At 49.8% G+C, this 20,393-nt stretch carries 17 protein-coding genes and 1 pseudogene; 15 read left to right on the forward strand and 3 right to left on the reverse strand.

What is annotated here, in order from left to right:
• Nucleotides 1-60: 60 nt before the first annotated feature.
• The 12 genes from L0M14_RS07460 (at nucleotide 61) to L0M14_RS07510 (ending at nucleotide 13,428) form a co-directional block, all read left to right on the forward strand.
• Nucleotides 61-1,215, forward strand: coding sequence for a family 8 glycosyl hydrolase (locus tag L0M14_RS07460; RefSeq protein ID WP_235121545.1), 1,155 nt, complete (start codon nucleotides 61-63; stop codon nucleotides 1,213-1,215).
• A gap of 270 nt (nucleotides 1,216-1,485) precedes the next feature.
• Entirely contained in the window at nucleotides 1,486-2,481 is a 996-nt protein-coding gene (locus tag L0M14_RS07465; RefSeq protein WP_235121546.1) for a beta-ketoacyl-ACP synthase III, read from the forward strand.
• The gene (locus L0M14_RS07470; RefSeq protein WP_235121547.1) at nucleotides 2,471-3,706 is read left to right on the forward strand and encodes an ATP-grasp domain-containing protein; all 1,236 of its coding nucleotides are present in this window, start codon (nucleotides 2,471-2,473) and stop codon (nucleotides 3,704-3,706) included. The genes L0M14_RS07465 and L0M14_RS07470 overlap by 11 nt, the downstream gene beginning before the upstream one ends.
• Nucleotides 3,703-4,698: an NAD-dependent epimerase/dehydratase family protein gene (locus tag L0M14_RS07475; protein WP_235121548.1), complete on the forward strand. Its 996-nt coding sequence runs from the start codon at nucleotides 3,703-3,705 to the stop codon at nucleotides 4,696-4,698. Before L0M14_RS07470 ends, L0M14_RS07475 begins: the two co-directional genes overlap by 4 nt.
• Nucleotides 4,688-5,554 carry an MBL fold metallo-hydrolase gene (locus L0M14_RS07480; RefSeq protein ID WP_235121549.1) on the forward strand — a complete coding sequence of 289 codons (867 nt, stop codon included), beginning with the start codon at nucleotides 4,688-4,690 and terminating at the stop codon, nucleotides 5,552-5,554. Before L0M14_RS07475 ends, L0M14_RS07480 begins: the two co-directional genes overlap by 11 nt.
• Nucleotides 5,548-6,267, forward strand: a complete 720-nt coding sequence (locus tag L0M14_RS31450; RefSeq protein ID WP_311198849.1) for a hypothetical protein — start codon at nucleotides 5,548-5,550, stop codon at nucleotides 6,265-6,267. Before L0M14_RS07480 ends, L0M14_RS31450 begins: the two co-directional genes overlap by 7 nt.
• Nucleotides 6,162-6,890, forward strand: coding sequence for a F390 synthetase-related protein (locus L0M14_RS31455; protein ID WP_311198850.1), 729 nt, complete (start codon nucleotides 6,162-6,164; stop codon nucleotides 6,888-6,890). Before L0M14_RS31450 ends, L0M14_RS31455 begins: the two co-directional genes overlap by 106 nt.
• Complete coding sequence (locus tag L0M14_RS07490) at nucleotides 6,874-8,037, forward strand: GNAT family N-acetyltransferase (RefSeq protein ID WP_235121550.1); 1,164 nt, start codon at nucleotides 6,874-6,876, stop codon at nucleotides 8,035-8,037. The genes L0M14_RS31455 and L0M14_RS07490 overlap by 17 nt, the downstream gene beginning before the upstream one ends.
• A gap of 22 nt (nucleotides 8,038-8,059) precedes the next feature.
• The gene (locus L0M14_RS07495) at nucleotides 8,060-8,905 is read left to right on the forward strand and encodes an SDR family oxidoreductase (protein ID WP_235121551.1); all 846 of its coding nucleotides are present in this window, start codon (nucleotides 8,060-8,062) and stop codon (nucleotides 8,903-8,905) included.
• Between the two features lie 91 nt (nucleotides 8,906-8,996).
• Nucleotides 8,997-10,628 carry a PAS domain-containing sensor histidine kinase gene (locus tag L0M14_RS07500; protein ID WP_235121552.1) on the forward strand — a complete coding sequence of 544 codons (1,632 nt, stop codon included), beginning with the start codon at nucleotides 8,997-8,999 and terminating at the stop codon, nucleotides 10,626-10,628.
• Between the two features lie 555 nt (nucleotides 10,629-11,183).
• On the forward strand, nucleotides 11,184-12,206 hold the full coding sequence (locus L0M14_RS07505; protein WP_235121553.1) for an S-layer homology domain-containing protein: 1,023 nt from the start codon (nucleotides 11,184-11,186) through the stop codon (nucleotides 12,204-12,206).
• 196 nt (nucleotides 12,207-12,402) lie between these two features.
• Entirely contained in the window at nucleotides 12,403-13,428 is a 1,026-nt protein-coding gene (locus L0M14_RS07510; RefSeq protein WP_235121554.1) for a Gfo/Idh/MocA family protein, read from the forward strand.
• A gap of 549 nt (nucleotides 13,429-13,977) precedes the next feature.
• Here the strand turns inward: L0M14_RS07510 and L0M14_RS07515 are convergent.
• The 3 genes from L0M14_RS07515 to L0M14_RS07525 are packed head-to-tail and all read right to left on the reverse strand — an operon-like array spanning nucleotide 13,978 to nucleotide 16,550.
• Nucleotides 13,978-14,826, reverse strand: coding sequence for a MetQ/NlpA family ABC transporter substrate-binding protein (locus L0M14_RS07515; protein ID WP_235121555.1), 849 nt, complete (start codon nucleotides 14,824-14,826; stop codon nucleotides 13,978-13,980).
• Between the two features lie 51 nt (nucleotides 14,827-14,877).
• Nucleotides 14,878-15,534: a methionine ABC transporter permease gene (locus L0M14_RS07520; protein ID WP_235121556.1), complete on the reverse strand. Its 657-nt coding sequence runs from the start codon at nucleotides 15,532-15,534 to the stop codon at nucleotides 14,878-14,880.
• On the reverse strand, nucleotides 15,531-16,550 hold the full coding sequence (locus L0M14_RS07525; RefSeq protein ID WP_235122845.1) for a methionine ABC transporter ATP-binding protein: 1,020 nt from the start codon (nucleotides 16,548-16,550) through the stop codon (nucleotides 15,531-15,533). The genes L0M14_RS07520 and L0M14_RS07525 overlap by 4 nt, the downstream gene beginning before the upstream one ends.
• Nucleotides 16,551-16,794: 244 nt before the next feature.
• Here L0M14_RS07525 and L0M14_RS07530 point away from each other — a divergent pair, with 244 nt between their 5' ends.
• The 3 genes and pseudogenes from L0M14_RS07530 to L0M14_RS07540 all read left to right on the forward strand — a co-directional run bounded on the left by L0M14_RS07530 (nucleotide 16,795) and on the right by L0M14_RS07540 (nucleotide 20,312).
• A complete protein-coding gene (locus L0M14_RS07530; protein WP_235121557.1) occupies nucleotides 16,795-18,435 on the forward strand; it encodes a hypothetical protein in 1,641 nt (546 codons plus the stop codon).
• A 15-nt stretch (nucleotides 18,436-18,450) separates the two neighbouring features.
• Nucleotides 18,451-19,409 (forward strand): annotated as a pseudogene (locus tag L0M14_RS07535) (acetylxylan esterase).
• Nucleotides 19,410-19,541: 132 nt separating this feature from the next.
• A complete protein-coding gene (locus L0M14_RS07540; protein ID WP_235121558.1) occupies nucleotides 19,542-20,312 on the forward strand; it encodes a hypothetical protein in 771 nt (256 codons plus the stop codon).
• Nucleotides 20,313-20,393: the final 81 nt, after the last annotated feature.

Below are 20,393 nucleotides of genomic sequence, written 5' to 3' on the forward strand. Positions count from 1 at the left end.
GCAGTCCGTGCAATAAACAAACCTTCGTTTCAAAATGGTTGATACTTAGGAGGAGCCCATATGAAGAATTTGACACAAGGAGCAGTCGAAACCGGTGTATACCGGAATCTGTTTGTAGAGTACGGATATAGCGAAGAAGAAGTCAAACAGCGTGTTGAGGATGCATTTCAGCAGATTTTTTATGGCGATGAGGATACGAAAATTTTTTATGACGCCGGCGATGCCGGGGCCTATTTCATGGATACAGGAAACGATGATGTGAGAACCGAGGGCATGTCTTATGCGATGATGATGGCTGTGCAGCTGGATCGTAAAGACGAATTTGACCGTGTCTGGAAATGGGCCAAGACGAACATGTATATGACCGAAGGTAGACATGCCGGTTATTTTGCCTGGTCCTGCAACCTGGACGGCTCTAAGCGAGCTTACGGTCCCGCACCGGACGGCGAGGAATACTTCGCTATGGCGCTGTTCTTTGCGTCCCATCGCTGGGGAGACGGGGATGAGCCATACAATTACAGCACACAGGCGAAGGACTTACTCCGCGACTGCATTCACAAAGGGGAACATAATGATGGCTATCCGATGTGGAATCCGGACAACAAGCTGATCAAATTTGTGCCGGAGGTTGAATATTCCGATCCATCCTATCATCTGCCGCATTTTTATGAACTGTTCGCTCTATGGGCCTATCCGGAGGACCGCGATTTCTGGAAGCAGGCTGCGGAAGCAAGCCGCCGATATCTGCCCATCTCTTGCCATCCGGAAACGGGGCTGGCACCGGAATACGCGCATTATGACGGAACGCCGAATAATGACCGTGGGTACGGTCACTTCTTTAGCGATTCATACCGCGTGGCAGCCAACATAGGATTGGATGCTGAGTGGTACGGCCGATCCGATTGGCATCAGACCATTATCGACAACATCCAGCGCTTCTTTGCCGATAAGAGCCCGGATGATTATCGAAGATACACGATAACGGGTGAGCCCTTTGAAGAAAAGTCGCTTCACCCTGTCGGGTTGATTGCTACCAACGCAATGGCCTCTTTGGCCACAGATGGGCCACATGCCAAAGAGAACGTTGACTTATTCTGGAACACGCCGGTTCGAACCGGAGCCAGAAGGTATTATGATAACTGTCTGTATTTATTCAGTATGCTGGCATTGAGCGGCAATTACCGGATCTGGATGCCTAAGGAGACTGAAGGATAGAAGCAAAGCCTCGTTAGGCTCCATGACCGATTCCGCCTTACAACATGGGAATTTCCATGCTGTAACGGCGGTTTTTTCGTTTCGAGGCTCCATATTGTGGTGCGAGACATTTGATAAAGATTCATGGAGGACTCCGTAGTTTTCAGTCATTTTACAAAGGATTGCTGCGTGGATTTGTCGAAAGGTACTAGATGAACTTAGTACTATATCAGCTGTCATCGATTCCTTACAATATATGCTAAGAATACACTTGTAAAGGCGGTTGACACCATGGCACTTCAAGTAAGAGTCGCTGGAACCGGTAAATATTTGCCAGGCCAACAAATCACCGATGAGCAAATGGATGCGCAGCTGCAGCTGCGGCCCGGCTGGGTGCGCAAGAAGACCAATGTGATAACGCGGCATTTTATAGATAACGAAACGGCATCGGAAATGGGAGCAAAAGCGGCAGAGCGCGCGCTGGCGGAAGCTGATCTCACTTTTGCTGACATCGACTGTCTGGTCTGTGCCAGCGGCACGATGGAGCAGCCCATTCCCTGTACGGCGTCGCTGATTCAAAGGGCGATGGGGCAAGAAGACTCGGGAGTACCTTCTTTTGATATAAATTCCACATGCCTTAGCTTTGTTGCCGCTCTTGATGTCATGTCCTATATGATTCACGCGGGCCGCTATGCTAGAGTCCTCGTGGTTTCTACCGAAGTGGCGTCCAAGGGATTAAATTGGGAGCAAAAGGAAAGCGCAGCGCTATTCGGCGATGGTGCCGCAGCGGCGGTGATCGAGCGCTCTGCGCCAGATGCCGCATCCCGAATCCTCAGCGCCTCTATGAAGACGTACAGCAGCGGCGCCCGTTACTCCGAAATTAGGGGAGGCGGCAGCGCCAAGCACGCTAGTGAATACAGCAAAAGCACGGAAGCGGATTTTCTGTTCGATATGAACGGGGAAGCGATTTTCCGCATGGCATCCCGTCTCCTGCCGGATTTTCTTAAGGATTTGATGACGGCAAGCGGAGCCAGCATCAAGGATTATCAGGTGGTCATTCCTCACCAGGGAAGTGCAATGGCCATGAGGCTGCTTAGACGTAAGCTCGGTATATCCGAGGAACAGCTCATGTATATTACGCCGGATCATGGCAATACGATTGCAGCCTCTATTCCGATGGGTTTGCACGAAGCGATCCGGCAGGGGCGCATTCGCCGCGGTGAGCGTGTTCTGCTGCTCGGCACATCAGCAGGGTTCTCGCTGGGAGGCATCGACCTTGTCTACTAAGTCGGGAGTTAGCGGCACGCGCATCCGCAAAGTCCTTGTGACAGGAGGCCGTGCTCCAGCAGCACTGGAGCTAGTTCGCGCTCTTGCTAAGGCAGGCTGCGAGGTGATAGCCGCGGAGAGCCTGCCAAGGCATCTTTGCCGAAAGAGCAGCTCGGTGAAGCGTTGTTATCGCGTTCCGAGTCCAGCTGTGGATCCGTCAGGCTTTATAGATGCTTTAGAAGAAATCATTGTGAGTGAGCATATAGATCTGCTCGTCCCCACCTGCGAAGAAACGTTTTACGCCGCATCGGGCTACGAGAAGTTAAGCCGCTTATGCGAGGTATTCACAGTTACGCTGCCACAGCTTCGTGTGTTGCATAGCAAATGGAGCTTTATCCAGACAGTGAAGGAGCTCGGCTTTCTAGCGCCGGCGACGATTCGATTGAATTCAGAAGCTGATTGGGAAACATTTTTAGATAACCAGGGACACGAGGAGGCGGAGCGGGGGATTTTTGGCGATAGAGTGATCTTGAAGCCTGAGTATTCCAGATTCGCAGCGAAGATTCGAATCTTGGACACAGGCAAGATGAAGCGGACCGCGACTCCTCAGCCAGATCCTCAGGATTACCCGTGGATTGTCCAACAATACATCGAAGGCCGTCAAATATGTACCTATAGTATCGTTCGTGAAGGACGGTTATACGCTCATGCAACCTACACATCTCAGTATGCTGTCCAAGGCGGCGCAAGTGTTTATTTTGAACCGCTCGATCACCCGGCATCTCTGGAATGGGTAAAGTCATTTGTTTGGCGGATAGCATTTACCGGACAAATCGCGTTTGACTTTATCGAAACGGCCGATGGCCGGTTATATCCGATCGAATGCAACCCGAGAACAACTAGCGGCGTTCATTTGCTGGCGGATCAGCCGGGCTTTGCTGAAGCTGTGCTGAGCCTTGATGGATGGGAAGGGGAGGTTCTACAACCTTCCCCTCATGCAAAGAAAATGCTAAGCCTGCCGATGCTTCTCTACGGTCTGTCCGGGCGGGCAGCTCTGCGGGAAATTCCAAGATGGCTGCAAAAGTGGGTGACAACGAAGGATGCAGTCTTCCATTGGAAGGACCTGCGTCCCTTTGTTGAGCAGCTGCCGATGTTAATTCATATGAGGCAAGTGGCTTCTAAGCTTGGCATTTCGCTGGTAGAAGCCTCGACCGTCGATTTGGAATGGAACGGTGATGAGATATGAAAGCATTAGTGACGGGAGCAACAGGCTTTCTCGGAGGACGGCTGACGCAGCGTCTTATTGAGGCAGGATGGGACGTCACAGCGCTAGGCAGAAACGTAGAAGCGGGTCATATGCTGGCGAAGATCGGCGCGCGATTCCTGCAAGCCGATCTTCGCAGCCAGGAGCATGTGCTAGCTGCATGCGCCGGACAGGACGCCGTGTTTCATTGCGGCGCGTTGTCTGCTGCCTGGGGAGCTTACCGCAGCTTTTACGAGACGAATGCAGCCGGAACGGAGCATGTGCTAGCCGGATGCCGGCAGCATGAGGTGGGACGGCTCATTCATGTTTCTACGCCGAGTGTATATTTCGGCGCATCGGACCGGCTTGGCGTGAAGGAAAGCGACGTGCTTCCCGCGCGCCAAGCGAGCGCTTATGCCGCAACGAAGCGGCTGGCTGAGGCCGCAGTAGAGCGCGCTGCGGCGGCAGGCCTGCCTGCGGTAATGATTCGTCCGCGGGCGATATTCGGACCCGGTGATACGTCGATTCTGCCTCGATTGATCGAGGCAAATGTGAGAACCGGAGTGCCTATGATCGACAAGGGGAGAGCCATTGTCGACCTCACCTACGTGGACAACGTCGTAGACGCATTGCTCCTCTGTCAAAGTGCGCCGCCCCATGTGCTCGGCCGCACGTATAACATAACGAACGGCGAGCCGGCCGTTTTCTCGGAAGCGGTCTCGGCCTTATTTGACAAGCTTGGAATGCGGCTAAAGGCAAAGCCGATCCCTTTCGCTGCGGCTTACGCGGCCGCAGCAGCAATGGAGCTGGCTGCGAAAGTGCTGCCGGGAGAGAAGGAGCCGATGCTGACGCGTGCTGTAGTGGGCATGCTGGGTAGAAGCCAGACGCTGGATATTGGCTTAGCGCGGCAGGATTTGGGGTATTCACCTCGAGTTACTCTAGATCAAGGGATGGATGAATTTGCAGCATGGTGGAGGGAGCAGCATGGAAAGTAAACAGCTGGCAAAGCGTCAAGTCAAGCTCCGCACTTTTGCTGCGGGCTACTGCACACACCCGGAATGGGTCACCATACGCGGGGGCTCACTGCGCAGCTGCAGGATTCCTGCGCTGTTTGCTTGCATAGAACACCCTTCAGCAGGCATCTTGCTATGGGACACCGGCTACAGCGAGCGGTTTTTCGCTGAGACGGATCAATTGCCGAACCGGTTGTACCGAATGCTCACGCCGGTTCATTATTCTGATGCAGACAGCGCCGCCAAGCAGCTCCGAGCTGCGGGGATAGAGCCGGAGCAGGTGAAAGCCGTCATCATCTCTCATTTTCATGCCGATCATATCGCAGGCTTGAGGGATTTCCCTCATGCAGCCTATATCTATCTTCCCGAGGCGTATGAACAAGTGAAGCATCTAAAGGGTCTTGCTGCCTTGCGTCGAGCCTTTTTGCCTAGGCTGCTGCCGGATGACTTCGCTGAACGTTCCCGCATCATAGATAGAGCCCGGCAGGTGAAGCTGCCGCAAGGCTATCCATTCCCGTATGCGATGGATGTGCTGGGCGACGGCAGCCTGTTGGCGGTTGACCTACCGGGTCATGCCGATGGCCAGATCGGCTTGCTGCTGTCAACCCACTCGCATAATTACCTGCTTTGCGCGGATGCGGCTTGGTCAAGCCGGGCATACCGGGAGAATCGTCCGCCGCATCCTTTGACCGGACTTATTACGCCAAGCTTTAAGCAATATGCGAACAGCTTCAATAAGCTGGTTGCGCTGCATAGACAGCATCCCGAGCTTCGGATTGTGCCTTCACACTGCCCCGAGGTTTGGGAGAACTGGATCCAAGGAGGCGCAGAATGGTAAAGCTTCGTGACCTGCCGCTGCTCATTTATCATTACGTCATGACGCGTCGATTCCGAAGGTGGAAAAGCCGAGAGGAGCTGGAGGCATGGCAGGAAAAGAAAGTGCTAAAGCATCTGCGGAAGGTACGTCGGTCCTCCGAGTTTTATAGAGAGCTCTGGAACGATATTCCACTGGAGAGCTGGAGAGATTTCCCATCCATTTATAAGGATGTCATGATGCAGCATTTTCAGCAGCTCAATACAGCGGGCATTTCAAAAGAGCACGCCTTCCAAACGGCATTGGAAGCGGAACGCACACGAGAATTCTCGCCGACGATCGGATCCGTGACCGTAGGATTGTCCTCCGGTACCTCCGGTAATCGGGGGCTTTTTCTGGTTGGCCGGCGGGAACGCTTAGCATGGGCGGGGACCGTGCTCGCCAAAATATTACCCGGATCTCTGCTGGGCCGTCATCGGATCGCTTTCTTCTTAAGAGCCAACAGTAATCTCTACCAATCTGTAGGAAGCCGCAGGCTGCAGTTTCTTTTTTACGATTTGCTTGATCCGATCGAGAAGCATATGGAAGCACTCCACAAACAGCTGCCGACCTTACTTGTCGGCCCCCTTCCATGCTTCGCCAGCTGGCCGATTTTAAGCGGCAGGGCCAGCTTAAAATTGAGCCGAAGCGGGTCGTTTCGGTTGCGGAAGTGCTTGATCCCCTTGACCGTCGTTTGATCGGTGATGCTTTCGAGCAGCAGATTCATCAGGTGTATCAGTGTACGGAAGGATTCCTAGCGGCATCCTGCGAGCAGGGTACCCTGCATCTGAACGAGGATATCGTCTATGTGGAGAAAGAATATATAGACCGTGGCCTCGGTAAGTTCGTGCCGGTCATTACGGACTTTAGCCGAATTACTCAGCCGATCGTCAGGTATCGATTAAATGATATTTTGACGGAACAAACAGAGGCATGCCCGTGCGGCTCTCCGTTTACAGCCATCGAGCATATTGAAGGACGCTGTGACGATATGTATTATTTCCCTTCAACAAGTTCAGATTCGAGTCGTCTGGTTGCGGTCTTTCCGGATTTTATATCCCGCTGTGTCGTCTATGCATCTGAGCATGTGAGCGCCTACCACGCCATCCTTCATGCGCCTGATCGTTTGGAGATCCAATTAGATGCTGCAGAAGAACAACAAGAGGACATTCAAACGGCTATTCTTGTTCACTTGCAAGCACTGTGCCAGCGATTGGAATGCCGGTTACCGCAAGTCGAATTTTCCAAGTACCAATTTACACCGGGAGTCACGAAGCTGCGAAGGGTAGAGAGGAGATTTAAGCATGCCGACCCAAGCTAGGCTGTTTAATAAACATGACTTTGGTAAGATGGAGTGGCCGCAAACGGTTGACGGCTCCTATGCCAAGCGCTTCATGTTTCCTTTTTTTGACCACGGGACGGAGTATATGATTCCAAACGTGCAAACCTCCCTGTATGCGCTTCAGCTTGACGAAAGCCACATACTGCCTGTTACTGTCAATCACGAGGAATATGAGAGTTCCTACGTAACCTCGCCTTATACGCATTATGTCAGCTATGCAAAGGAAGAGCTTTACCTGCTGCGCTCGCCTCTAACAGAAAGACTGCTTAAGGGATTGCTCGCCGGGATGGGGGCTATGCTCCGAGCCTCTCGTTTCAATCAAGCGGTACATGTGAACAATTGGCTCGTTTCTACGAATTTATACCCTGAGCTAACGCGAGACCAGGTCATGTCGTCGGTTGCGCTAATCCTGCAGTCATTTCCTTCTCATACCTTGATATTCCGATCATTGAATCGTACGACGAACCAGCAGCTTATGTTAGACTTGAGGGCAATCGGCTTCCGTTTTGTGCCGAGCAGGCAGATTTACTTTTTAAGGCCATCGGACCCAAGTACAATGAATGCCAAAGCGAGATGGCTGGTCAAACGCGACTATGCCTTGATTGCTGCGCATGATTATGAAGTGCTGCGGCATGATCAGCTGACGGATGCCGATATTCCGAGGATTGCGCAGCTTTATCAGGCGCTTTACTTGGATAAATACTCCTATTACAATCCGCAATTTGGAATCCCATTTTTGTCCCATGCTTTGCGGGAGCATGTTTTACATTTCGAGGCTCTAAGACACAGAGGAACTGGAGTCATTGATGCTGTGCTTGGCTATTTCTGCCGCAACGGTGTAATGACGACCCCAATCTTCGGTTATGATACGTCCAAAGACCAACGAATTGGACTGTACCGTATGCTGTCAGCCATGCTCCTGGACATTGCCAGGCAGAATGGGCATTTGCTGCATGAGAGCTCAGGTGCAGCTCAGTTCAAGCGAAATCGAGGAGCTTTTGCTGATATCGAATACAGCGCGGTTTATGATGCCCATTTACCTTTTTATCGCAGGATGGGTTGGAGCTTTTTGCAAAAGGTGCTTGATGGAATCGGTATACCGCTTTTACGTAAATATAAGCTGTAGTGGCAAGAAAGAGGTGCTGACTTTGACAAACACACAACCGGTTGCCGTGGTGACAGGTGCTTCCAGCGGATTTGGTTTACTAACTTCTATATCGTTGGCCGGCTGCGGATTTAGGGTGATTGCCGCAATGAGAGACACAAGTAAACAAGCAGCCTTGCTCGAACGGGCCAGGGAAGCGGAGCTTTCCAAGCAAATAAGTGTCATCCAGATGGATGTTCATGATCATTCGGGCGTTGAGCAAGCGATTCGTCAGGTCGCTAAGGAATATGGGCGAATGGATCTTCTTGTCAATAACGCAGGCTTTGCCGCCGGCGGCTTCGTAGAAGACGTACCGATGAGGGTCTGGAGAGAGCAACTGGAGACGAATGTGTTTGGACTAATCGCAGTAACGAAAGCGGTTCTTCCCTATATGCGTGAGCGAGGCTCTGGCACGATCATCAATGTCAGCAGTATTAGCGGACAAGTCGCACTGCCCGGCTATGCGCCTTACAGCACCTCCAAATTTGCGGTGGAAGGCTTTAGTGAAGCTCTGCGACTGGAGATGAAGCCGTTTGGAGTCCGTGTTGTGCTCGTCGAGCCTGGCGCTTACAAAACGAACATATGGGAGAAAGGCTTTCGAAACGTAAGCGTGTCAGAGCTATCCCCGTATCGCAAGATGCTGGACCTGGTTATGGGAGTGTCCCAAAAGGTTGCTGCAGCCTCAGCTGATCCGCAGGAGGTAGCGGAAAAAATCGCTCAAATCGCGAGAACTTCTAATCCATCACTAAGGTATCCGCTTGGGCGGGGAATACGTTTGCATCTGTGGGGCAAATCGCTGCTTCCTTGGTCTTGGTACGAATTTATTATCCAGAGGATGATGAAACCGTGAACGGACTTCTTTCTGACCAAGGCAGGATTACATTACTTCGATGACGAAAGACTTATACTACTTAATCTTTAAGAGAGAAGTGTGTGTCTAGTTGTTGAGTGAGTATGTCGTTCAGTTTGGTATTATCATATTGCCGATTACATTGTATCAAATATGGGCATTCGGAAAATCGTTCAGCCAGCTGCCTTGGCGAAGCTGGATATTGGGACTCTACGGTGGGGCTGCCGGGATTTTATGCCAGTTGATGCCTGTTCATATCTTGGGTCATCCGGAAAATTTTCAATGTGTGCCTATCATCGTATCGATCTTGTATGGAAAGCGAAGAGCTGGACTGCTGGCCATCGCTTTGCTCTCGGGCTATCAATTCTTTGCCTGGGAAAACCCTCACGATTTGGTAGCGAGTCTTGCTGGAATTCTCATTTATTCGGCGATTCCGATGCTGCTGTGCATGCGATTTGATAAGTTTCCGCAGAAGAAGCGCTTCAGGATTACGCAGTTGCTGTCTGTTGTCATTATTGGGGTTGAAATGCTTTTTATCATAGCTCTCTTTCTCATTAAGTATGGAAAAGACGCCTTTCATGAATTTTTTCACTATGCGAATTTTCTTTTCATTGCCTGCATCATTCAAATCACGATGATGGCCGTTGTTTTTTTCTTGATAGAAAGCATTCTTGAGACAGGCCGGATCAGGCATCGGCAGGAATCGCTCATCAAATACAATCCTATCGGCATTAGTGTGTTTGATATGAATCATTGCTTTGTGGCGGTGAATCCCGCTTATGAGGCGATGACAGGCTACAAAGAGAACGAGCTGCTTGGGAAATCCAGATTGTTTCTTTGGAATGAGGAGCAGCATGAATTTGCCCAGCAATTGTTGGATGAAGTGTTGACTGCAGACATTAAGCGGGACGTAGAAGCAACACTCCGGCATAAGAAGGGGCACGCCATTCCTGTTTGTTTTACACTGGTACCGATGCTGGAAGGAGCGGAAATCACCGGCTATTTTGTCATGCTTACGGATATTACCGAATCCAAAGTGGCGGAGGAATTTGTTAGAAATTCTGAAAAGCTGTCTGCCATCGGGCAGTTGTCCGCCGGAGTGGCGCATGAAATCCGCAATCCGCTGACTGCTATCAAAGGCTTTCTCCAACTGCTGTTCAGCTCGGGCTCCCCGGCGCAAGCCAAATATTATGAAGTCACCATGAGCGAGGTTTCCCGCATCGAAGGTATCGTGAGCGAAATGCTTGTTCTTGCTAAGCCTCAGGCAGCTTCGTTCAAGGCTACTAATCTTAGAAGCAAGCTTGAGGAAGTAGCTTACCTGATTACAGGGGAAGCCAATATGCAAAATGTGCAAATTGAAATGGATCTTGGTGATTCGAGCCCCGATTTAATGGCAGATGAGAACCAACTGAAGCAGGTTTTTCTCAATTTAGGCAAAAATGCAATTGATGCTATGCCTGGCGGAGGAACACTCTCGATCAGCATGCAGGAGGACCGTGAAACTGTAATTGTTAAGTTTATGGATACTGGAACAGGTATTCCCGAAGAAATGCTGAAGAAGATTGGAGAACCGTTTTTTACGACCAAATCAACTGGGACAGGACTTGGCTTTCTAATCAGCAAGCGCATTGTATCCAATCATAACGGAACGATGCATATTCAAAGTGAGCAGGGAAAGGGCACGACCATAGAGCTGCACTTACCGCTGAAGGCTGAAGCCTAGCCATTGAGCCATTGCGAAACCGGAGACCTTCTGCGAATGTAGAGAGTCTGCGGTTTTTCTTTTGCCAGAATTTATAAGTTTCACTCCATAATTCGGCTTATATTTGTTATAAACGTACTGGTCATTAAAGGAAGGGGTAAGCCGTTTATCTCAATTGCATCGGATTGCAGAAGTTGTTGTATTTTTATTATAAATGTGATACGATTTGTATCGTGCTAAAGATGTACAAGTTGGTACACTCGGTTTCATAGCCTTGGAGTCTGAGATTCTTTGGCGTATATAATTGGCGGATTTGTAAGCGCGTTCATCTATGGGGTCTTCTTAGTGGGCCCGCTTAGATGTAGCGATCGCTTTAGCTTTATGCTTGGTGCTTGTTATGTGTACTTCTTATGAAATTGTACAAGGAGGGGATTCGGTTTCACGCAGCTGCGATAGGATCGCAAATGCCTTATTATTCGAAATGAAGAAATGTAGGAAGAGCTATGCATGTGATGATACAAAGAGTATCTGTAAGTTAAGAAATTGATTATTTGAACGGAAAGGACGAATCTACATATGATGAAAAAATTAACGCTTCTATGCTTGACTCTACTCTTGTGCCTATCGTTGTTCCCTGCTGCCATCATGGCTGCAGAATCGCCTACCTATTCGATGTCAGTCAGTGAAAACCAGACGAACACAGGGCATGATTTTCGCGTGACGGTAAAAGGAGATGATTTGGTTGATTTATACAGCTACGAAATTAATGTCACATATGATACGAAGCTGCTGAAATTCAAAAAAGCGGTCAGCTCTATGACGGGCTTTTCCGTACCTGCAATTGTCAAGGACGGCAAAGTTACTTTTGCGCATACGAAAGTAGGACCGAAATCCGGTGAGAACGGCACGGTTGAGCTTGCTGTGTTAACGTTCGAAAGCATCAAAAACGGAGACGCGGATATTCAGCTTACGAGTGTGAAAAATGTTGACAGCCAGTTGAAAGCAACAGACTATACGCCAAATGTGAAGCTAAGCGTCAAGCCTTCCGTTATTGAAAAGACGATTACGTTCAGCGATATTATCGGGCATTGGGCTCAAAAGGCAATTGAAAAAGCAGCCGGCCTTGGCATTGTAAATGGATACGAAGATGGCACCTTCCATCCAGAAGGACAAGTAACAAGAGCAGAATTTACAGCGATGCTGCTCCGCGCTGTTGATGTTCCTGCAAATGGCGGTGTGACCCTCAATTTTACAGATGTGGACAGCATTCCTAATTGGGGTCGATCTTTGGTATCAGAAGCAGTTAATGCGGGCATTGTGTCCGGCTATGATGACAACACGTTCCGTCCTAATCAATTGATTTCCCGTGCTGAAATGGCGGTTATGGTCATGCGCGCTGCCGGCATTCAAGCCGAGGAAGGCTCTAAATCCTCATTTGCAGATACGGATGATATTCCGGATTGGGCGAACCCGCTAGTGGCGTCTGCAGTTAGTGAAGGCTTGATTCATGGTCGTGACAATAATATGTTCGTGCCATTCGATAATGCGACAAGAGCGGAAGCAGTAACGATGATTATGTCGCTCGTGGATCGCCATTAATCCAGCGTTTTTGTAAAGAACCGTTGCAGGAGCAGAGGGGACTCGAAGCCCTTTAAGAGCCCTGCACGGTTCTTTTTGTCTAGACATACAAGTTCATTGAATGTTGCGAAAAAGTAGGAAAAGCAAGTGGTTGTGCAAATGTTGCGGTAGCGGTTTCAATTTAGTATAGTTAGCTTTAGTATAGGAGGAATGATTCATGTCGACATATAAGATAGCCGTAATCGGATGCGGAGGAATGGCAAACACATGGATTGAATATACAAGCAAGCGGGAGGATGCCGAAATTGTGGCTCTTGTGGATATCCGGCTGGAATCTGCGGAAGCGATGCGAGAGAAGCACGGACTAGCCTGCCGTGTTTTTACGGAAGTGAAGCAGGCTATTGAAGAGACAGGAGCCAATCTTGTCTATGATATTACCATCCCTGCGAGTCATCATGCTGTTAGTACGACTGCGATGAGGCTGGGCTGCGCAGTATTCACCGAGAAGCCCTTGGCTGAAACGTTGGAGGAATGCAAGGAAGTGATTCGCATCTCAGATGAAACGGGGCGCATGCATGCCGTGATGCAGAATCGTCGTTTTGATGCCCGAGTCAGAGCGCTGCGGGAAATGATTGAGGCGGGCACGATTGGCAAAGCCGGTTATGCAGGCGCAGACTTTTTTATAGGGCCCCATTTCGGCGGCTTTCGCGATGCGATGGACAGCCCGCTGCTGCTGGATATGGCCATCCATACATTTGATCAGGCGCGCCTCATTCTGGGAGCGGATCCTGTGTCGGTGTATTGTCAGGAATTTAATCCTGCCGGGTCTTGGTACGCTGGTAATGCTGCTGCCATCTGTATCTTTGAGATGTCGGACGGCTCCATATTCTGCTATCGCGGCTCCTGGTGTGCGGAAGGCGCGCCGACTTCGTGGGAAGCTTCATGGCGTGTAACGGGTGAGAAAGGAACCATACTATGGGATGGTCAAGGGGAGCCTTATGCCGAGGTTGTCGCGCCTGGTGATCAGGGCGGCAAATTCTTACGCGAATATGTTCGGGTTGCTGCGGAAGTGAGGCCGCAGGAGCAATCGTTCCATCATGGCTGCTTGGAGGAAATGTTCACCGCCTTATCCGAAGGGCGACGTGCCGAGACGGACTGCAGAGACAACCTGCAGAGCATGCTGATGGTGTTCGGCGCCATCGAAAGTGCCCGGACAGGGAGAAAGATTAGCTTGTTGGACTGAGGCGGAAAGAAGCTTAGTGTGAGGGGAACTACGTTTCGTTTATGGACTACTTGTTCAGAGTTGAAGGACGTGATGTTGATTTAATGGAATACCTGTTACCACTCGGAACCTTGGCTTTTATTATATGCATAATTGTAATACCGTTGAAACGATTAGAAGCTATTTATAAGGTGACTTTTAATAAAATCATTCCTGTAATTATTATCCTTTTGTTGAGTTGGGCAGCTGTAGATACCATCTACAAATTCATTGTTAACCCAACTCAATCGATAAATAATTTTTTGAATTATTTTAAGAGCGAAGACTTTGTTATTTGGTTTATAGCTAGTATATGCTTACTATTGTGGCAAGCATGGAGGAAATCTAGGCAATGTTCTAGATGAGGCAGTAATGGTTAGGCAGTAACTTCTGAATAATTACACATGATCTGGTGGTTAATTAAGAACACTAATTCAAAAAAACAGCGGCTGTCCCGACTATTATTTCGTAGTCGGAGCAACCGCTGTTTTTACTAGAATCTGCTCCTAAACTTAGGTAGATTCTTTCGGATTAAAACGCAGGCACAATCGCGCCTTTATATTTATCTTCGATAAATTTCTTCACATCAGGTGAATTCAATGCTTTTGCCAGCTTTTGCATCGCCTCGGAGTCTTTGTTATCCGGACGGGAGACCAGAATGTTCACATAAGGAGATTCTTTGTCCTCGATGAACAGAGCGTCTTTCGTCGGCATCAGGTTCGCTTGAAGCGCGTAGTTGGTGTTGATCAAAGCCAGATCGAATTCATCAATGGTACGTGGCAGCATAGCGGGATCCATTTCTTTGATTTGCAGGTTTTTCTTGTTTTCCGTAATATCGGCGATTGTTCCGCTGAGGCCTACGCCATCTTTCAGCTTGATGAGGCTATTTTTCTCCATGAGGGCTAGGGCTCTACCTGCATTGGATGGGTCGTTCGGAATAGCGACAGATGCGCCGTCTTTCAGCTCGTCAACCGATTTAATCTTGTGGGAGTATGCGCCGAACGGCTCAATGTGTACGCCGGTTACTTTGACCAGGTTTTCGCCTTTTTCTTTGTTGAATTGGTCTAAGTAAGGCTGATGCTGAAAGAAGTTGGCATCCAGCTGCTTTTCGAATACTTGCACATTCGGCTGCACGTAATCGTTGAATTCAACGATTTCCAGCTTAACGCCCTCTGCTTGAAGAGCAGGCTGGATGGATTTCAAAATCTCTGCGTGCGGCACTGAAGACGCGCCGACTTTCAATGTGACTTCTTTAGCTGCGGCTGCTGTTGCAGCAGCAGTTGCTGCCGGCGATGCCGACGGGGTTTCTTGCTTTTGCCCGCACGCTGCCATGGTTAGCATCATGACACCTGCGAGGAGTGTTACAGACAGTTTTTTCATGGTGTTCTTTCCCTCCTGATTGGTTTCTCTAGTTTTTCTATAAAATAAACTCTACTTGCGGTTGAAGCGGCGCACCAGGCGGTCGCCAACCGTTTGCAGAAGCTGTACCATGATGACCAGGAAGACAACGGTCACTATCATAATGTCTGTACGGAAACGCATGTATCCGTATCGAAGGGCCAAGTCGCCTAATCCGCCTCCGCCTACAACACCGGACATCGCCGAATAGGATAACAAGGTTACGGCGGTTACGGTGACAGCAGACAGTAGCGCCGGACGAGCCTCAGGCAGCAGTACACGCCAGACGATTTGCCATGGGGTTGCTCCCATGGACTGTGCGGCTTCGATCACGCCGCCGTCGATTTCGCGTAAAGCCGATTCCACTAATCGGGCGAGAAAGGGAGCTGCAGCAATGACAAGCGGCGGGATGGCTCCTTTGACACCGATGGTCGTGTGTACCAGCAGCTTGGTCAGCGGGAATACACTGATCATGAGGATCACAAAAGGTACGGAACGCAGAATATTGACCACAAGCGAAAGTACGGCATACAGCGGCTTGTTTTGCAAGAGCTGGCCTTTGGCCGTCAGGAACAGGATAATACCTAGCGCCAAGCCAATGATGACGGTGAAAAGGGTGGACCAGCCGAGCATGATCAAAGTATCACTCGTTGCTTTGCCGATTTCGCTCCACTCGATCTGCCATGTCATGCTGACATCACCTCCACGTCGATTCCTTTTTGTCTCAGCTCGGCAATGACGGAATCGACTTCCTGGGCATCGCCTTTTAATTCAACAACGAGCTGTCCGTAGGGTATATGCTTCATGGAAGAAATGGTACCTTGCAAAATGACAAAGGATACTTGAGTCGCTTTGACAGTTTCAAACAGGATAGGCTCGTATGTCTTGCTTCCGATGTAGGTAATTCGCACTCGGGTTCCAGTAGAGGCTTTCGACGCTGCCTCAGGCTGCTCACTGCCAGCATCCATATCGGACAGCTGACCGATAAATTCCTTCGTGACGGCATGCTGCGGCTTGAGAAATACCTCGAGTACTTGTCCCATCTCTACAATACGGCCTTTCTCCATTACGGCAACCCGGTCGCAAATCGCCCGAATCACCTGCATTTCATGGGTAATCAGCACAATCGTAATCCCGAGCTTGCGATTAATATCAAGCAGCAGATTAAGAATGGCATGTGTTGTCTGCGGGTCAAGTGCAGAGGTAGCCTCATCACAGAGTAGAATATCAGGATGATTGGCAAGCGCACGGGCGATGCCTACACGCTGCTTTTGTCCGCCGGAGAGCTGGGATGGATATTTATGGGCGTGATCTTGAAGTCCGACCAATTCCAGCAGCTCATCGATGCGCGACTGAATTTGTGCTTTCGACAGCCCGGAGAGCCGCAGCGGAAAGGCGATATTCTCCGCGACTGTAGCGGAGGTCAGAAGGTTGAAGTGCTGAAAAATCATCCCGATCTTACGCCTTTTAACCTGAAGCTGGCGCGAATCTAGCGCCGTCATTTCTTGCCCGCCGATGCTTACACTTCCCGAGGTAGGCCGCTCCAGGAGATTGATACAGCGAAGCAGTGTGCTTTTGCCGGCGCCGGAGTGTCCGATAATACCGAAAATCTCGCCTTGATCAATGTTCAAGTTAATATGTGAAATGGCTGGGATTTGTCCAGGAACATGGTCATATATCTTTTGTAAATCAACAATCTGGATCAGCTTCCATCCCTCCCGAATAAACGTACATGATATCAATCTATCAATTTAACCGACGGTAAAATATTTTATAAGAACTTGCCAATACTTTCAAGAACTATTTTTTGGGAATGATGATTTGTGTACATGTTGACGGCTTCGCCACTCTCGTTTTACTATGGATTTAAACGTTTCAATTCCGGGAATTGAAACGGATCGGAGGGAGAGAAAGATCATAACTGCATACACAGAAAGACGACAAGAGCTTATGCACAAGATTGCTCATAAAGCGTTTCAACTACCTGTATTAGAAAGCGGACTCTGGTTTCACAACGACATCCGCGACAACTTTTATTACGCTTCCTATTTATATGCAGCTGCCGAGGACAAGGAGATCGAAGTAGCATTCGATCGAGAGGCAGCTAAGGACAAAGCCGCTAAAATGATGCTAGAGATCTTTAAACTTCAGGATCGGAATCCGTCGAGTCCGACATTCGGACATTGGCCGCTCCATCTGGATCCCATTCCCAAGGAGGCGCCGAAGAACACGCTGCCCGTCGAGCTTATGGGAAGTTTAATGGTCTATTTTTATAAAAGGTATGGCACCGGTTTTCACGATGTCTTGCGAGGGGCATTCGAGCAGGGGCTGCAATATGTCTATCAGAGCAACTTTTACCGGAAGAGGATGGAGCATTATCACCATCATGAAGCAAAATATACAGCTGCAAAGTTACTATTTGGTCAGCTGTTCGACGACCGTGAGCTGCTTGAAGACGGACAACAAAGCCTGCAGGATACGTTGGCGCGGCTTTCCCAAGTTGGTATGTCGGAATACGGCTGCTTGCCGTGGTTCTGGCATTGGGTCCAGGCATTCACCTGTGCTTGGGAGCTGACGGAGGATTCCGTGATTCGAACAGCTTTGACACGTATGCTCGACTATCTGTGGGATGTGAGAGCAACTTACTATCTGCGCGGCGCATGGGTAGGGGCTCATTCGAGAGCGTGGTGGCACGATTTGCCAAAGGACCAGAACGTATTGATGGACTACGTACAGTTCGGAGATTTCGAGCTCCCCGAGGAAATGCCTCGCACGGAGTTTGCCGGGTTCCTCTTTTATGAAGCGCCGCAATCGGCGAGGGAACTGGCTTTGCATCGAACAGAACCTGTGGAGATTAAGTGCAAAGTACCGCGTCCGGCTGCTGAAGCAGGAGAGCCTCTGCACAGCTATGTATATCTGACAAGGGATTATGCGGTTGGAGGGATTTGGGAGCGCGCCGAAGAATTTGATAATGAGCAGCATCGTTTTAGTGTTACCTTTCCATTATTAGGCGACCGAAGCGTGAATCGGGCGTACTTCTTCCTGGCGGCTGAGATGAATGCCCCCGAGGATCTGAGGCACCAAAGCGGATTTACTGAGGTTCTGTATTATCAAAATTGTGCTGCGGCTTTATTTACAGCACCGGCTACGTATCGTGGGCAAGTTGTCGGCTGTTTGCCAAAGGGAGACTGGCTGGAGGCAGCAGGAAGTTTATACGGAAGCTATGGTAATATATTCCTTGCTGTTCATATCGAACAGCCGTTTAAAAGGGAAGAGCATGAGGATCGGTGGACGCTGACAACGAGTGGTGCCGGTAATGCGGTCGTTATGGAATGCATAGACAAGGCGGTAGCAGAGGGCTTGGGTATTACGGAACTGACTTCATTTATGGCGAAAATGGAGCAGCGCAAGCCAGTTTTCCATCTAAGCCGCTCTAAAGATGCAGGGAGCGAATGGTCTGTTGAATATATCTCCTTGCGCGGAAACCGCTTGGAGCTTAAGGAGCCAAACGAAAATTTCTCAAAAGCGCTTATTAATGGTATTCAACCTGATTACAGCCGTTATTTTTATCATGGAATCGATTTTTTGTAGAAAAGAGGAACTATTATGCCTTTAGTTGATATGCCCATGGAGCAGCTGCTTGCTTATGAAGGACGCAACCCGCGTCCCGATGATTTTGATGCTTACTGGGAGCGTGCGATAGCCGAAATGAAGGGCGTCGATCCACAGCTGGAGCTGCGGCCGAGCGCTTTTCAAGTACCTTATGCAGACTGCTTTGAGTTGTACTTTACAGGTGTACGCGGTGCACGTATTCACGCCAAATATTTGCGTCCGAAGTTTGCTGAAGGACCGCATCCGGCTATTGTCCAATTTCATGGTTACTCCGGGGATTCAGGTGATTGAGCAGCAAGCTGGCGTATGTCTCACTTGGGTTTTCTGTATTCTCCATGGACTGCCGAGGGCAGGGTGGACAATCGGAAGATACAGGCGGCGTGAAGGGGACGACATTAAACGGACATATCATTAGGGGATTGGATGATGCACCTGATCAATTGCTGTTCCGTCATATCTTCCTGGATGCGGCACAGCTTGCCTCCCTTGCAATGGGGATGCCGGAGGTTGATCCGAATCGGGTCGGCGCAATGGGCGGTTCTCAAGGAGGAGCGATCACGATTGCTTGTGCGGCCTTGGAGCCGAGAATTAAACGCTTAGCACCTGTATATCCGTTCTTAAGTGATTACTTGCGAGTGTGGGAGATGGATTTGGCTAAGGACGCTTATGCGGAGCTGAAAAACTATTTTCGCAGGCACGACCCCCAGCATGAGCGGGAGCAGGAGACCTTCTATCGTCTAGGTTATATCGATATTCAGCATTTAGCCGGCCGTATCCAAGGCGAGGTGATGATGGCTGTCGGCTTAAGCGACACGATCTGTCCGCCGTCCACTCAGTTTGCAGCTTATAATAAAATTAAAGCACCTAAGAAACTTGAGGTGTTTCCTGATTTTGGTCATGAGCATTTGCCGGGCTTTGATGATAAGGCGGTTCAATTTTTCCTGCAGCTGTAACCTCATTCATTTTAAGCAAAAATTTATGTGGGATTAAGCTTGCTTTTCAGCTCTGTTCACATTTGCCTGCTAGGATGGTTCTTGTACATACTTGTACACCAATCACTGCAATCGGAAAGGCGGAGTGGAGAAATGACTGGAGAGCTTACACTTATACAGAAAAAGAAAGCTTCAATGAGACGCAAACAATTGTACGGCAGCATATTGCTTGTGAGCCTGCTGCTTAGCGGCTGTGCGTCGGGTACGAAGGCTGATCCGGCAGCGGGACAAGCGCAATCGCAGACACAGATGCAGGATAAACAAGCTGGGACGGCGCAGAATGGAGCGCAGGCTCAGCAGGGAGCCAAGGGCGGCGCCAATCAAAAGCAGTTTCAAATGATGATGACCTTCCAGTCACTGATCATGATGGATAAACAGGATGGTCTTGCGATTACAAAGGAGCAGGCGGATCAGATGCTGCCAATCGTGCAGGAAGCCGTTTCAAATAAGGAGCTTACTTCCGATAACCAGACCAAGCTTACCGGCAGCCTAACGGATGCGCAGAAAACATATCTACAAGATGCGGCATCCAAAAGACCGATGAGGCAGGGCGGCGGCCAAGGCAATGGCGGTGGCAGCGGCGATGAAAGAAGCAATGTCAATACGAATGGCAATGCAGACTCCAATGCACAAGCGGGCACAAACGGCGGAAAGCGTGCAGGCCGACCTGCACCATCACCGGGCACCGAAGGGACGCCGGCGGCATCGCCAGCTGCGCCTGCCGATGGCCAGAGCAGCGGACAAAGCGGCTCCGGAGGCCAGTCGCAGCGAGGCCAGGGAAGGCCGCAGGGCGGAGGCTTCCAGGGCGGCGATCACAACGTCGGTCAGCAGCTTGTTGAGCTGCTTCAGTCTAAAACAAAGTAAGCATAAACAAAGAATCCATCCCTACGAAAAGAAAGGGATGGATTCATATTGTTGATAAAGTGTAATGGAGGGCTCAGTAGT

Origin of the sequence: Paenibacillus hexagrammi, assembly GCF_021513275.1 — a bacterium.
GTDB lineage: Bacteria > Bacillota > Bacilli > Paenibacillales > NBRC-103111 > Paenibacillus_E > Paenibacillus_E hexagrammi.